15 protein-coding genes are annotated in these 13,673 nt (G+C 66.3%); 11 read left to right on the forward strand and 4 right to left on the reverse strand.

The window, feature by feature from the left end; genetic code table 11:
- Positions 1 to 71: 71 nt before the first annotated feature.
- Together rpsI and rplM are read right to left on the reverse strand one after the other, a co-directional pair.
- Complete coding sequence (gene rpsI, locus BM372_RS01460; RefSeq protein WP_090950867.1) at positions 72 to 581, reverse strand: 30S ribosomal protein S9; 510 nt, start codon at positions 579 to 581, stop codon at positions 72 to 74.
- 36 nt (positions 582 to 617) lie between these two features.
- Positions 618 to 1,061, reverse strand: coding sequence for a 50S ribosomal protein L13 (gene rplM / locus BM372_RS01465; RefSeq protein WP_015937805.1), 444 nt, complete (start codon positions 1,059 to 1,061; stop codon positions 618 to 620).
- 321 nt (positions 1,062 to 1,382) lie between these two features.
- On the opposite strand from rplM, the gene BM372_RS01470 reads away from it, so the two are divergent.
- The 10 genes from BM372_RS01470 (at position 1,383) to BM372_RS01515 (ending at position 9,958) form a co-directional block, all read left to right on the forward strand.
- Positions 1,383 to 2,048 carry a prepilin peptidase gene (locus BM372_RS01470; protein WP_256213982.1) on the forward strand — a complete coding sequence of 222 codons (666 nt, stop codon included), beginning with the start codon at positions 1,383 to 1,385 and terminating at the stop codon, positions 2,046 to 2,048.
- A gap of 219 nt (positions 2,049 to 2,267) precedes the next feature.
- Positions 2,268 to 2,471 (forward strand): Flp family type IVb pilin, encoded by a 204-nt coding sequence (locus BM372_RS01475; protein WP_090950872.1) that lies wholly within the window; start codon positions 2,268 to 2,270, stop codon positions 2,469 to 2,471.
- Between the two features lie 95 nt (positions 2,472 to 2,566).
- The gene (locus BM372_RS01480; protein WP_090950873.1) at positions 2,567 to 2,941 is read left to right on the forward strand and encodes a TadE/TadG family type IV pilus assembly protein; all 375 of its coding nucleotides are present in this window, start codon (positions 2,567 to 2,569) and stop codon (positions 2,939 to 2,941) included.
- Positions 2,929 to 3,954, forward strand: a complete 1,026-nt coding sequence (locus tag BM372_RS01485) for a pilus assembly protein TadG-related protein (RefSeq protein ID WP_090950876.1) — start codon at positions 2,929 to 2,931, stop codon at positions 3,952 to 3,954. Before BM372_RS01480 ends, BM372_RS01485 begins: the two co-directional genes overlap by 13 nt.
- 46 nt (positions 3,955 to 4,000) lie before the next feature.
- On the forward strand, positions 4,001 to 4,765 hold the full coding sequence (locus BM372_RS01490) for a Flp pilus assembly protein CpaB (RefSeq protein ID WP_090950878.1): 765 nt from the start codon (positions 4,001 to 4,003) through the stop codon (positions 4,763 to 4,765).
- On the forward strand, positions 4,762 to 5,952 hold the full coding sequence (locus BM372_RS01495; RefSeq protein WP_090950881.1) for a CpaE/TadZ family protein: 1,191 nt from the start codon (positions 4,762 to 4,764) through the stop codon (positions 5,950 to 5,952). The genes BM372_RS01490 and BM372_RS01495 overlap by 4 nt, the downstream gene beginning before the upstream one ends.
- Positions 5,952 to 7,457 carry a TadA family conjugal transfer-associated ATPase gene (locus BM372_RS01500; protein ID WP_090950882.1) on the forward strand — a complete coding sequence of 502 codons (1,506 nt, stop codon included), beginning with the start codon at positions 5,952 to 5,954 and terminating at the stop codon, positions 7,455 to 7,457. The genes BM372_RS01495 and BM372_RS01500 overlap by 1 nt, the downstream gene beginning before the upstream one ends.
- Positions 7,454 to 8,389, forward strand: a complete 936-nt coding sequence (locus BM372_RS01505) for a type II secretion system F family protein (RefSeq protein ID WP_090950885.1) — start codon at positions 7,454 to 7,456, stop codon at positions 8,387 to 8,389. The genes BM372_RS01500 and BM372_RS01505 overlap by 4 nt, the downstream gene beginning before the upstream one ends.
- A gap of 7 nt (positions 8,390 to 8,396) precedes the next feature.
- A complete protein-coding gene (locus tag BM372_RS01510; protein ID WP_090950886.1) occupies positions 8,397 to 9,281 on the forward strand; it encodes a type II secretion system F family protein in 885 nt (294 codons plus the stop codon).
- Between the two features lie 95 nt (positions 9,282 to 9,376).
- Positions 9,377 to 9,958 carry an Hpt domain-containing protein gene (locus BM372_RS01515; protein WP_143111407.1) on the forward strand — a complete coding sequence of 194 codons (582 nt, stop codon included), beginning with the start codon at positions 9,377 to 9,379 and terminating at the stop codon, positions 9,956 to 9,958.
- 26 nt (positions 9,959 to 9,984) lie between these two features.
- Here BM372_RS01515 and BM372_RS01520 read toward each other — a convergent pair whose 3' ends face one another.
- On the reverse strand, positions 9,985 to 10,752 hold the full coding sequence (locus BM372_RS01520; RefSeq protein WP_090950890.1) for a response regulator transcription factor: 768 nt from the start codon (positions 10,750 to 10,752) through the stop codon (positions 9,985 to 9,987).
- Positions 10,753 to 10,961: 209 nt separating this feature from the next.
- Between BM372_RS01520 and BM372_RS01525 the strand changes: the two genes are divergently transcribed.
- Complete coding sequence (locus BM372_RS01525; protein WP_371261686.1) at positions 10,962 to 12,641, forward strand: sensor histidine kinase; 1,680 nt, start codon at positions 10,962 to 10,964, stop codon at positions 12,639 to 12,641.
- Positions 12,642 to 12,762: 121 nt separating this feature from the next.
- On the opposite strand, the gene BM372_RS01530 is transcribed toward BM372_RS01525, so the two are convergent.
- Positions 12,763 to 13,653 carry a tRNA pseudouridine synthase A gene (locus BM372_RS01530; RefSeq protein WP_177235848.1) on the reverse strand — a complete coding sequence of 297 codons (891 nt, stop codon included), beginning with the start codon at positions 13,651 to 13,653 and terminating at the stop codon, positions 12,763 to 12,765.
- Positions 13,654 to 13,673 lie beyond the last annotated feature (20 nt).

The following is a 13,673-nucleotide window of genomic DNA, read 5'->3' on the forward strand; positions in this document are numbered from 1 at the left end:
GCGGAACGGGCTTTCGTGGAGCGCTTTGCAGCGACCGGAAGCGGGATTGGCGCTTCCGGGAAGGCGCTTTTTTAGCGCTTGGAGTACTGCTGGGCCTTGCGGGCCTTCTTGAGACCGGCCTTCTTACGCTCGATGACGCGAGCGTCGCGGCGCAGGTATCCGGCCTTCTTCAGGGTGGCGCGGTTGTTCTCGGCGTCGATCTCGTTCAGCGAACGGGCGATGCCGAGGCGCAGGGCACCGGCCTGACCGGAGATGCCGCCACCGTGGATGCGGGCGATGACGTCGTAAGCGCCGTCAAGATCGAGGATCTTGAAGGGCTCGTTGACGTCCTGCTGGTGCAGCTTGTTCGGGAAGTAGTTCGCCAGCTCGCGGCCGTTGATGGTCCACTTGCCGGAGCCCGGTACAACGCGAACGCGTGCAACGGCTTCCTTGCGACGGCCAACTGCAGCGCCGGCGACGGTCAGTGCCGGGCGTTCCTTCTTCGGCGCAGCTGCTTCTGCAGCACCGCTTTCCGAGGTGTAGCTGGTCAGGTTTTCCTCAGCCTCGACGGCTTCGGTGGTCAGTTCTTCGTTCTGAGCCACGATTCTCCTTGATAAAAAGTTGGTTGGTGGCCAGGACTACTGGGCGACCTGGGTGATTTCGAAAGTCTTGGGCTGCTGGGCGGCGTGGGGGTGCTCGGCACCGCGGTACACCTTCAGCTTGCCCAGCTGCTGTGCAGCGAGGGAGTTCTTCGGGAGCATGCCCTTGATGGCCTTCTCCACGGCGCGGACCGGGTTGGATTCCAGCAGCTCCGCGTAGTTGACGGAGGTCAGGCCGCCCGGGTAACCGGAGTGGCGGTATGCGCGCTTCTGCTCCAGCTTGGCGCCGGTGAGGGCAACCTTTTCAGCGTTGATGATGATGACGAAGTCGCCCATGTCCATGTGGGACGCAAAGGTGGCCTTGTGCTTGCCGCGCAGCAGGATTGCGGTCTGGCTGGCAAGACGACCAAGGACAACGTCGGTGGCGTCAATGACGTGCCACTGGCGGTTGATATCGCCGGGCTTCGGGGTGTACGTACGCACGGTGTTTGCCTCGTTCTTGTTCTGGCGTTCTTGTTTTAGGCGTCACGCTAAAGGTGCACCTACTATCTATGCGTTACCGGAACAGAGGTGAGGGCTCTATGTAACCAGTCATCCTGAGGTCTCGAATGTGCACGTTGAGTAGTTATCCTGCAACCGGATTCTCAAGCGGGCACGCACCATCGAGTAGGACACGCACAACGACTACCAAGAATAGCCGATGACGTGTCACCGGGTCAAAATGGGGTGCCCGGAGGCGTACAGTCCGGATGCGTACTGTAGGGCTTGCCGCCCACCGCCGTCCCATCGCATTCTGGAGGAACCGTGTCCGATCCCGCCGCCGCCGGCCCCGTGTCGCTGCTGTTTGTCCTGGAAATCGGCGCCGCCGGAACGGCCCTGGGATTGCTGGCCGACCTCCTTGTCCGGCGCACACTCCCCCACCTTGGCAGCCCACTGACAGTACGCATGCGAAGTACGACGGCGGCGGCCACGTTCGCGCTGTCCGCCCTACTTGCTTGGCGCTTCGGACCCTCCCCCGAGCTTCCCGCCTACGTATTGCTGGCTGTTGCCGGCGTCCAGCTGGCGCGAATCGACCTGATCCACCACTTACTGCCGAACCGGATGGTACTCCCGCTGCTGGGGACGGGGCTGGTGTTCCTGGGAGCCGCCGCGGGAGCCACCGGGGAGGCAGGAAGCCTGTTGCGCGGACTCGGCGGCGCCTTCATTTTGTTCGTTCTATACCTCTTTTTAGCTCTGACCAGCCGAAACGGCCTCGGAATGGGTGACGTGAAGCTCGCCGCACCGCTTGGCCTGTACTTGGGCTACCTAGGCTGGGCCCACCTGTTCTACGGCGGGGCCCTGGGCTTCGTCCTGGGCGGCGTCGCCGCCGCGGTCACGGCGCTCAAAAACCGCGAAAACAAGCCAAAAGAAGTGGCTTACGGGCCCTCGATGCTCGCGGCCGGCCTGGCCGTCATTTTGCTGCTGCCCTAAGCACAGCTCAAACTCGCGGCGCATCCGACTCCCGGGCCGCGCCTACAGGCAGCGGCGCCCGCTAAGCGCAGTGTGGGCGCAGGGAACCCACAGGAAACGTGCAGTTTGGGAAGCCTTAGCACAGGATGCGTCAAATCCTAATCCCCGGCGTGTCGGCGCTTGCTACGTTTCCCTAAGTGCTGGTGCAGGGCCAGCCCCGAACTCGCTCAGGAGTCCCCCATGCGTTCCTTTCTCTCCGCTTTCGCAACCCGCCTTCGCCGCGACCAGCACGGCGCCACCGCCGTTGAATACGGCATTATGGTCGCCCTCATCGCCGTCGTGATCATCGTGGCCGTGACGACTCTCGGCGGCACCTTGAACGACATGTTCACCCAGGTGCAATGCCAGCTGGCCGGCGGCACGGCAGAGGCTTGCGCTCCCTAGCGGGCTCGTTCGAATCGGGCTCTGACTGTGTGGTGGCGGCCTCGAACCGCCACCACACAGTCGTCTCAAGCAACCAGCGCGGGAAGGCGGTCCCCATGTCCAAGACATCCGAACGGGGCGCCGTCGCGGTGGAATTCGCGCTCCTGGCTCCAGTCTTGGTCATGCTGCTGCTGGGCATTATGGAATTCGGGCGCGCGTACAACGCCCAGATCACGCTCTCTAGCGCCGCTCGCGACGGTGTACGGGTGATGGCCATCGCTAACAGTCCCGTTGCAGCTCGGACGGCGGCGAGAAATGCTGCCGCCACACTCAATCCAGCTGTGACCAACGCGAACATCACGATCACCCCCGCCACCTGCGCTGCTGGAGCCCAAGTGACCTTCACAATCACCTATTCGCTCTCCACTATGACCGGCATCGCCGGCCCGTTCGCGATGGAAGGCCGAGGAGTCATGCTGTGCGGAGGCTAGGCACGAGTACCGCGGACGGCGAGCGCGGGGCCGTCAGCGTCCTGGTCGCCATCCTCATGGTGGCGCTGCTCGGTTTCGCAGCCCTAGCGGTCGATGCGGGCATGCTCTACGCGGAACGGTCCCAGCTACGCAACGGGGCGGACGCCGCCGCGCTGGCCATCGCCCAGAAGTGCGCCAAGAACATCAACGATGCCGACTGCTCCACCACGTCCACCCTCGCCCGCACCCTCGCCAACGGCAACGCCGGTGACGGCGCGAGCAACGTCGCGGACCTTGTACTGGATAAAGCGGCTGGAACAGTGCAAGTCACAACCGGGGCCCAGGAAGCCGGCGAAGCCCCCAACCGCGTTTCGCTCTTCTTCGCCCGTGCCCTCGGGATCAACGACGCCACCGTCACCGCCGGCGCCACCGTCCAGTGGGGCCGCCCGGTGGCAGGGCCGACGGCGTTCCCCATCGCCTTCTCCATCTGTCAGGTGAAGTTTCACGTCGACGGCGGCTTGCAACTACTGGTGAGCCACGGCAGCAAGACCGAGGCAAGCTGCAATTACGGGCCGTCCGGAGCCGTCGTTCCGGGCGGCTTCGGCTGGCTCAATCGCCCCTCCGGTACCTGTGCAGGAATCGTCAACGCCACGGGTTGGGCCCCCAGCGATCCTGGCAACAGCTACCCCGGCGTGTGCGATGACCAGTTGCGCGCCTGGGCCGCAGACATCACGGCCGGAAAGGACGTGACGGTCCTGCTCCCGATCTTCGATCAGGTGGCCGGTACCGGCTCCAGTACCACCTACAAACTCATGTCCTTTGCGGCCTTCCGGGTCAAAGGATGGAGCTTCAACGGCAACAAGTTCCCCATCACGTTTAACAACAAGCCTCCCGCCGTCGACGCCGCCTTGACTTGCGACGGCAGCTGCACCGGCGTCATCGGCAGCTTCATCCGGTATGTGTCTCTGGACAGCGCCTACACCCTAGGGACGCCGGAGGACTTCGGCGCCGGCATCATCAGGCTCACCCAGTAGCACCGAACTTCGCCACACCGTCCATCCACCAGTTCAGGAGCAGTTTTTGAAGTCACGCTTATTGGCCGGCATTGCAGCCCTGGTGCTGGCCGTCGTCGGCGCAGTCCTGGTGGTCAGCTATGCCCAGGGCGCCGACAGCCGCGCAGTACAGGGTCTGGCCCCTGTCACGGTCCTGGTGGTGAACAAGGCCGTGCCGGCAGGCACTTCGGTGGCCGCGCTGAAGGCCTTCGTCGCCCCTGAGGAGCTGCCCGGCACGGCGGTGGCCAAGTCCGCGCTCCCCAACCTGGACGGGCTGGCCGGCAAGGTCACCGCCGTCGACCTGCTGCCCGGCGAACAGCTCGTGGCTGAACGTCTAGTAGAGCCGGAAGAGCTGAAGACCAGCGGTGCGGTGGATGTCCCCAAGGGTCTGCAAGAGGTTTCCTTCCAGCTCGAACCGCAACGGGTGGTGGGCGGCCGGATCGCAGCCGGTGACCACGTGGGCATCTTCATCAATCTGGATAGCGGCGGGCTCGAGGCCAAGCCAGAGAAACCGACCACGCAACTGACCATCCACAAGGTCCTTGTGACCTCCGTGCAGCGGGCGCCTTCGCCCGAGGCATCAGCGCAGCCCTCCCCCGGCGCCACGGCCCCCGCGGAGGACACTTCGCTTCCAACCGGGTCGTTATTGCTAACTGTCGCCGTCAACGACGTGAATGCCGCAAAGGTTGTCTACGCGGCGGAATTCGCCAAGATCTGGCTGAGCAAGGAGCCGCTCGACGCTACTGACAGCGGACGGCCCGGCATCATGACCAACCCGGAGGTCTACAAGTGAGCCGCTTTGTCCTGATCACGCCGAACACCGACTTCGATGCCCGCGTCCGGCAGGCGCTGGCCGGAGGTCTCCCGGGAGGCCTGCAGACCTTCGCCTTCGTTGATCCCGCGAACCCCGCAGAGCTCTTCACAAACTTGAACCAGGAACGCCCCGAGGTTCTGATCCTCGGCCCTGATGTGCCGGTGGAGGATGCCCTACGCTTGGCCACGGTCTTCGACGTTCAGCTTCCCGAGCTGAGCGTCGTCCTGGTGGGAGAGGCGGACCCGGCCTTCGTTCTGCTCGCCATGCGGGCCGGCATCCGGGACATCCTCAGCCCGGCGGCCGAGCCGGCGGAAATCCGCGTGCTGCTGGAACGGGCCTGCCAGTCCTACGCGAGCCGCACCCGCACCGCCGCCGTCAAGAGCCCGAACGCCCCAAAGGGCCTGGTGATCGGCGTCTTCTCGCCCAAGGGCGGCGTCGGCAAAACCACCATTGCCACCAACATCGCCGTTGGGTTGGGAAAGGTCGCACCCATGGGCGTGGTCATCGTGGACCTTGACCTTCAGTTCGGCGACGTGGCGTCCGGGCTGTATCTCAACCCCGAACACACCGTGACCGACGCCGTGTCCTCCTCGGCCAGCCAGGATTCCCTGGTGCTCAAGGCATTCCTGACCGTGCACCCCAGCAACATCTATGCCCTCTGCGCCCCGAAGACGCCCGTAGAGGCGGATGACATCACGCCGCAGCACGTCACCCGCCTGCTCGAACAACTGGCCGAACAGTTCCAGTACGTCGTCGTCGACACCGCCCCCGGGCTCCCGGAGATCGGCCTGGCCGCCCTCGAGCAGTGCACGGATGCCGTCTGGGTGACCGCCATGGACGTGCCCAGCATCCGGGGTCTCCGTTCCGGCCTCGAGATCCTGCGGCGCCTGGACCTGTTGCCCGAAACCCGCCACGTTGTGCTGAACATGGCGGATTCCAAATCCGGCCTGAGCGTTCAGGACGTCGAATCCACCATCGGCGCCCCGGTGGACGTCAGCATCCCGAGGTCCAAGGCCGTGGCGTTCTCGACCAACCGCGGCGTCCCAGTGCTCCAGGACGGGCGGAAGGACCCGGCGGTCAAAGGCTTGCGGCAGCTTGTGGCCCGGTTCGACCCGGCCTGGCGCGCCACCGCGCAGAAGAAGCTGCACCGGCGGGTGGTGGTCTGATGAAGCTCTCCGAACGCCTTTCCGCGGCCGAGTCCGCGTCCATCCCGCCTGCTCCGGCGGTTTCGGGGTCCCAGCACGGACCGGCGACGACGGCGGCACCGGCCGCCGCCGTCGTGCCCTCCCCCAGCACCACTCCGGGCACTCCGACGGGCAGTCTCCCCGGTGGTCCCGGCGGGCACCCGGAGCCCGTCCGCGGCAGGGGCCAGCAGCCCGTGGACGCGTTTGCAGCCCTGAAGCAAAGGGCCGCCACCGCACTCTTCGAACGCATGGGCACCCGTTTCAATGATTCCGCCACCAAGGAAGAAGACCTTCGCACTTGGGCGCGGGAAGAGCTGATCCGCATCATCGACGCCGAACAGGTCCCGCTGTCCGCGGAGGAGCGCTCCCGGCTGGTCCGGGATGTGGCCGACGATGTGCTCGGCTACGGCCCGTTGCAGCGGCTCCTGGATGATCCCGACGTCACCGAAATCATGGTCAACCGGATGGACCAGATCTACGTCGAACGGAAAGGAAAACTGACCCTCACAGAGTCGCGTTTCAGCTCCGAAGACCACCTGCGCAAGGTCATTGAGCGCATTGTCTCCAAAGTGGGCCGGCGCATCGACGAGTCCTCGCCGCTCGTGGATGCCCGGCTTGAGGACGGTTCCCGGGTCAACGCGGTCATCCCGCCCCTCGCCGTCGGCGGGTCTTCGCTGACCATCCGGAAGTTCAGCAAGGTTCCGCTGACTGTACGGAACCTCATCGACTTCGGCACGCTGACGCCGGACATGGCCGAGCTCCTCAACGCGTGTGTCCGTGCCAAGCTCAATATCATCGTGTCCGGCGGCACCGGCACGGGAAAAACGACGCTCCTGAACGTCCTGTCCTCCTTCCTCCCGCACGACGAGCGCATCGTAACCATCGAGGACGCCGTCGAGCTCCAGATCCAGCAGCAGCACGTGGTCAGGCTGGAAAGCCGGCCCCCCAATACGGAGGGGAAGGGCGAGGTCACCATCCGCGAGTTGCTGCGGAACTCGCTGCGCATGCGGCCGGACCGGATTGTGGTGGGCGAGGTCCGTGGCGGTGAATCGCTGGACATGCTGCAGGCCATGAACACCGGCCACGACGGTTCGCTCTCGACCGTGCACTCGAACTCGCCGCGCGACGCCGTCGCACGGCTGGAGACCCTGGTACTGATGGCCGGGATGGACCTGCCGCTGCGCGCCATTCGGGAGCAGATCGCCTCCGCCGTGAACCTGATTGTCCAGATCTCGCGGTTGCGTGACGGTACCCGGCGGATCACCCACGTTACGGAAGTCCAGGGCATGGAGGGGGACATCGTCACGCTCCAGGACGCGTTCGTCTTCGATTACTCCGCGGGCGTGGACGCCCACGGCCGCTTCCTGGGGCGGCCGGTTCCCACCGGTATCCGCCCGCGCTTCATCGACCGGTTCGAGGACCTGGGCATCCATGTTTCCCCCAGTGTGTTCGCGGCCCCGCTGACGCCGGCCGGAAGGGTGTCATGACCCTGCTGCCCATCGGAGTGGGCCTGCTGTTCACTTCAGTGCTGCTGCTCGGCTTCGTCCTCCTGGCCGCGGGCGGAACCAGCGTGCCGCTGGACCGGCGGCGGCCGGTCCAGGATCAGCCCGATTCCCACCTGAGCCGGTTCGCCGGGTCCGCGGTCCACCTGTTCGACGGGTTCTTTGCTCGGCATAGAATCCGGCTCTTCAACCGGGAGGCACTCGACGACGCCGGCCTCCGGCTCAGTCAGGCGGACTTCTTCGTGCTCGTGCTGGCCGGCGCGTTTGTCGGAGCATTGGCCGGCCTCGTCGTCGCCGGACCGCTACTGGCAATCTTCCTGGTCCTCCTGGCTCCCTTTGTGGGCCATCTGGTGCTTGGCATCCTCGCCGGCAAACGCCGGAACGCGTTCGACCAGCAGCTGAGCGACACCTTGCAGCTGCTGGCCGGCGGCCTCCGGGCCGGGCACAGCATTCTCCGGGCGATTGACGCCGCGGCCACGGAGTCCCAAAGCCCCACCTCAGAAGAGATGCGCCGTGTGGTCACCGAGACGAGTCTGGGCCGGGACCTGCTGGCCTCGCTCAACGACACGTCCGAACGGATGCGGAACGAGGACTTTGTCTGGATCGCGCAGGCGATCCAGATCAACCGGGAGGTGGGCGGAAACCTGGCCGAGGTCCTGGACCAGGTCAATGAGACCATCCGCGAGCGCAGTGAAATCAAGGGTCACATCAAGTCCCTCGCGGCGGAGGGCAAGTTCTCCGCCTACATCCTCATGGCCATGCCGGTCGGGATCGTGGCCATGCTGATGCTGGTCAACCCCGGCTACATGAACGTCATGTTCACGCACCCGCTGGGCTGGGGAATGATGGCGGCATCCGTCATCCTGATGACGATCGGTGGTCTGTGGATGCGCAAGATCATCGACCTGAAGTTCTGAGGGCCCCATGGATCCCCGGGTACTACTCGCCAGCTTGCTGGTCTCGCTGCCGCTTGGATACCTCGCCTGGTCACTGCTCTCCGTCGACCGGAAATCGCTGCGCGCCACCCGCGAGATCCTCGCCATCGGCGCCGGCAGCGCCGAAGTCGCGGACCGCCGGCAGCGCAACCTGCTGGAAGCCCTCGCCTACCGGCTGACGCCGCCCGGCTATGTCCGCAAACTCGACAGGCTCCTTTCCCTCGCCGGCCGCCCTTCGTCGCTGCCGCTCGGTCGTGTCTTGGCGGCCAAGCCGGTCCTGGGCCTGGTGGGAGCTTTGCTGGGCTTGTTCCTCAGCACCAGCTCGCCGACACCGATTCTCAAGCTCGTGGGCATCTTTGTGCTCCTGCTGGGGTACTTCATCCCTGACCTCCTGCTCTACAGCAGGGGCCAGGAACGCCAGAAGACCATGCAGCTGGAATTGGCCAACACGCTGGACCAGATGCTGATTTCGGTCGAGGCAGGCCTGGGCTTTGAAGGGGCCATGGCCCGGGCCGGCGAGAACGGCAAGGGCCCCCTGGCGGAGGAACTCGTCCGCACCCTGCAGGACATGCAGGTAGGCCGCAGCCGGCGCGAGTCCTACCAGGCGCTGGCCGAGCGGACAAACATCCCGGAACTGCGCAGCTTCGTCCAGGCGGTGGTCCAGGCGGACACGTACGGAATCGCCATCAGCCGGGTGCTTCGAATCCAGGCCAAAGTGATGCGGGTCAAGCGCAGGCAGCGGGCCGAGGAGAAGGCCATGAAGCTGCCTGTCACCATTCTTTTTCCGCTGCTTTTCTTCATCTTTCCGGTGTTGTTCATCGCTATTCTGGGTCCGGCCGTCATCAACGCGATCGACACGTTCAGCGGCCGGTAGCGCCTGCCGGGCCCACCCCGGGGATAGCCGCAAGGTTTGCGCAAGATAGGCCGGAGTCACCGGGATCGGCCGTGTGAGCAAGTAGCGTGGGTTTCATGCCTTCTCCCAGCGCTTACCCCGACGACGGAAGTGCGGGCCTCGTCCTCGCCCCCGATGCCGCTTCCAGCGTGCCGGCAGGCCTCCCGCCCATCCCGGACATAGCAGCAGCCCCCGGCCTCGCCGAGGCTCTGACGCTCGCGGCCGTCCAAACAACACACCCGAGCGACGCGGGCGCGTTGGAGGACCCCTCCCCGCTCATGGACCCCGCCCCGGCCGTGGACCCCGCCCCGCTCGTGGACCCGGCCGCGCTCCAGGACCTCGGCGACCAACTGGAGAACCCGGCCTTGGCCAAGGGTTTCGCCCGGGACTACGCCAAGATGTGGGACCAGCGTTACGCTGCCCTGGCTTCGGCGCTTGAACGCCGCGATCTCCCCGGGTCGCTGGACGCCGTGCTGAGCCTGAAGACGTCCTCGGCGATGGTAGGCGGTCTCCGGCTGGCCAGGCTCGCCGGCGAGCTTGAAGGCGTCCTCAGGGCGGGCGACATGGACCGTGCGCTCTCGTTGCTGCTCGACGTGGCCCAGCGCGGTGTGGAGACCGTGGATGAACTGCAGTTCAGCTATGTCCTCTGGGATAGCTAGGCGCAGAACGCCGGCCGGCCCGGCCGCTACCGCTGCGGAGTCAGCCGGTAGCCCACTCCCCTGACAGTCTGCAACCAGCGGGGCTGCAGCGGATCCTCTCCAAGTTTCCGCCGGAGGTTACCGATGTGCACCTCAACGGCGCGTTCATCGGATTCGCTGATGTAGGCGTCCGTCCGGTAGTAGTCGCCCCGCACCACCCGCACGAGGTCGGTTTTGGACCGCACCGCGCCGGCTCCCTTGACGAGGGCATGCAGAAGATCGAACTCGCTGCGGGTCAGGCCGACGGCCGCGCCGTCGACGCCCACGGTGCGCGTCTCCGGGTTCAGCTCAAGCCCGTTGTGGCGCAGCACGGGGCTCTGGGACGCCGGAGGTGCAGCCGGGGCGCTGGGTTCCGCCCCGGCTGCCGGCACCGTCTGGGCGTCCTGCCGGGGCCGGCGCATCATCGCGGTGACGCGGGCGCGCAATTCCCGCGGCCGGAACGGCTTAGCCAGGAAGTCATCAGCTCCGGTGTGAAACGCGGTCAGGGTGTCGAGTTCGTCGGTGCGAGCCGTCAACATGACCACGTACGCGTCGCTGAACTGCCGGATCCGCCGCAGCACCTCGAAGCCGTCGATATCGGGAAGGCCCACATCCAAGGTGACGACGCTGGCCTCCTGCTGGCGGACGACGTCGACCCCTTCGCGGCCACCGGACGCGGAATGCACCTCGAAACCCGCCTGGCTCAGCACAGCTTCGACAAGGTTTCGGACATCTTCGTCGTCCTCAACTACGACGGCGACTCCCAGATCAGTCATGGCCCCCCTCACATCTGCACACTTCACTGCCGGCCGCGGGTGCGGCAGCAGATCAATAGTTCGTCGGCCCCCACCGGCATTGCCAGAATACCCACGTCAGAGGCCAAAACAATGACAATGCAGTAACAGAAGGCGCAAATCTCGGTTTTAAGTCAAGTTCTATGACACAAGGTGTAAAACTGTAGCAAGGGGAAAGGGGCGCCGCGTCTTTGAGTAGACAGCAGCTGGTCCGGCGTGCGGACCGATTCGCTAAGGCCTTGGGGCCGCGCACGCGGGTCCTCATGTGCCAACTGCCGTTCGCACTCCTGATGACGGCCGTGGTGGCGGCCTCCCCTGCAGCGTGGCCGGGAATGCTCGCAAGCGGGCAATGCCACTATGCCATCGGGCTGCATGCCCTGCTCCTCGCGGCCTGCGTCCTCGTGCCCTGGCGGCGGTTCGGGCCCTCGGCCCCGCTCCTCATCCCGGTGCTGGATTTTGCGCTGGTCGGCCTGGCTCTGGACAGCGGCGTGGCCGGACTGCCGGACCTCGGCGTGCTCTCGGTCCTGCCAGTCGTGTGGATCTCGGCGTCCCGCCTCTCCGCCGTCGCGTGCCTGTCACTGAGCTTTTTCGGCCCGTTGCTGGCAGGGCTGCTGCCGTGGTTTCTCATGAACCGAGCGGAACGGCCCCTGACAGGTCTCGCCGAGGCCCTGCTCCTGTCGCTCATGATGCTTGCCGTCTCAATGGCGATGCGATTGGCGCGGTTCCGCCTACGGCACGAGCAAGGGCGGATCCAGTCCAAGGAATCAGAGCTGCAGGTCCTGCTCGCCGCCAGCCGGGAGCGTGAACGGCTCCTACACACCATTCTGGACACGGTCGACGTCGGGATCGTCGCAGTTGACGCCGCTGGCCGCCGCCTGCTGACCAACAGCTGGCAATCGGCGTTGGAGGACACCGCAACCGCCGTCCGCCGCCCCGGCAGGCCGGAGGACGAAGCGGAACCGGTGCTGACCGGGCAGGACAGAGCCACCCCGCTGCCCGCCGAGCGCAGTCCCATCCGGCGGGCGCTGAGCGGGGAAGCGTTTGCCGACTACCTGGTCTGCTTCGGCGAGGCGGCGGAGGGCAGGGTCGTGTCCACCGGGGCCCGGCCGCTGAAGGACGAGGCCGGCGAGTTCCGCGGCGCGGTGGTGGTCTTCAACGAGGTCACCGACCTTGTCGATGCACTCGCGGCCAAGGACGACGTCGTCTCCACCGTTTCGCACGAATTCCGCACTCCGCTGACCTCGATCATTGGAAATCTCGATCTGGTACTCAGCGACAACGAGGGCCTTGCCTGTCCCGCGGTCCGCCGCGTCGAAGTCGCGCAGCGCAACGCGGAGCGTCTTTTGGCTTTGGTTTCTGACCTGCTCATGTCCGCCAGCTCCGCGGTCCACGTGCACCCGCGCCGCACGGATCTAGCCGGGCTCGTGGAGGCCAGCCTCGGATCCGCGCAGGCGCACGCCCAAGCGTCCAGCATCTCGCTGGCCATGGACGTCCCCGGCCCGCTGTGGGCGCACGTGGATCCACTGCGGATCGGGCAGGCGCTGGACAACCTCGTCTCCAATGCGATCAAGTACTCACCGGCCGGCGGCTCGGTCCGGGTGTCCGCCACCAGCGGAGACGGCCGGGTACGGCTTCACGTTGAGGACACCGGCATGGGCATGACCGCTGCCGATGCCCTCCGGGTCTTTACGCGCTTCTTCCGCTCTCAGGCCGTCCGCGAAGGTTCGATACCGGGCGCCGGCCTGGGGTTATCCATCACCAAGGCCATCGTGGAACGGCACGGCGGGTCGATTTCCTGCCGCACACAGCCCGGGCAAGGCAGCATCTTCACCCTGGAACTCCCCGCCGACGGCCCCCCGGAGGCGTTCTAGCGTCACGGGGGGACGGTGGCAGCGGGGTTTCCCCACGTTTGGAGGCCCCGGCCAGCGGGTTGCGCCGAACCGCCGCCGTCTAGCGGTGTGGTGGCGTTGAAGGTGGGGAAAATCCGCGGCCTTACGCGCGCAGGGCCCTCGTCAGCTCGGCCCGGGCCAGCAGGCCCGCGTCAGAAGGGTAGGCCACTTCCTCAAGCACCAGCGGATGCGGGGCGGCCAGTACCGAGCGGGCATCGCGCTGGCGTTCAAGCAGGCGCTCGTAGAGCCACCCCGGAGCTTCCACGCCTTCCCCCACATATACCGCCGAGCCAATCAGGGAGCGGACCATGTTGTGGCAGAACGCGTCCGCCTGCACGGTGGCGACAATGACGCCGTCCGTGCCGCGGGCGAACTCGAAGCGCTGCAGCTCCCGGATGGTCGTGGCGCCCTCACGGGGTTTGCAGTAGGAGCGGAAGTCCTGGAGACCGAGCAGCTGCGCGGCCCCTGCGTTCAGGAGCCCGACGTCCAGCGGGGCCTTGTGCCAGAGGGTCGAGGAACGCCCCAGCGGGTCCCACAGGGCGGGGCCGTCCGCGATGCGGTAGGAATAGCGGCGCCAGAGGGCGGAAAACCGGGCATCGAAGCCAACGGGCGCCACGGTGGCCCGGTGCACCTCGATCGCCCCGCTGAGGTCTCCCAGTCCGCGGCTCAGGGCACCGCGCAGGCGGCGAAGCAGGGCGACGGCGGGATCAAGTTCAGCGCCCCGGTTCAGCCCGCGCCACTCGGCTTCGGTGAGGTCCAGGTGGACCACCTGTCCCCGGGCATGCACGCCGGCGTCGGTCCGGCCGGCCACGGTGACCCGCACGGGGCGGCGAATCAGCAGTTCTAGGGCCTCCTCCAGGACGCCCTGGACCGTGCGCAGCCCCGGCTGCACCGCCCACCCGCTGAAGGGGCCGCCGTCGTACGCCAAATCCAGCCGGATACGCAAAAACCCGCCGCCCCCCAAAACGGGGGCAGCGGGTTTGAGCTCGTTCATAGACTTAAGTCTATAAGAAG

The sequence above is a fragment of the Arthrobacter sp. ov118 genome, from assembly GCF_900116495.1.
Lineage (GTDB): Bacteria > Actinomycetota > Actinomycetes > Actinomycetales > Micrococcaceae > Arthrobacter.

Coding starts and splice junctions, on each gene's coding strand:
- BM372_RS01475 (WP_090950872.1), top strand. CDS start 2,268: ATGCGTTCCTTTCTCTCCGCTTTCGCAACCCGCCTTCGCCGCGACCAG.
- BM372_RS01480 (WP_090950873.1), top strand. CDS start 2,567: ATGTCCAAGACATCCGAACGGGGCGCCGTCGCGGTGGAATTCGCGCTC.
- BM372_RS01500 (WP_090950882.1), top strand. CDS start 5,952: ATGAAGCTCTCCGAACGCCTTTCCGCGGCCGAGTCCGCGTCCATCCCG.
- BM372_RS01505 (WP_090950885.1), top strand. CDS start 7,454: ATGACCCTGCTGCCCATCGGAGTGGGCCTGCTGTTCACTTCAGTGCTG.
- BM372_RS01510 (WP_090950886.1), top strand. CDS start 8,397: ATGGATCCCCGGGTACTACTCGCCAGCTTGCTGGTCTCGCTGCCGCTT.
- BM372_RS01515 (WP_143111407.1), top strand. CDS start 9,377: ATGCCTTCTCCCAGCGCTTACCCCGACGACGGAAGTGCGGGCCTCGTC.
- BM372_RS01520 (WP_090950890.1), bottom strand. CDS start 10,752: ATGACTGATCTGGGAGTCGCCGTCGTAGTTGAGGACGACGAAGATGTC.
- BM372_RS01530 (WP_177235848.1), bottom strand. CDS start 13,653: ATGAACGAGCTCAAACCCGCTGCCCCCGTTTTGGGGGGCGGCGGGTTT.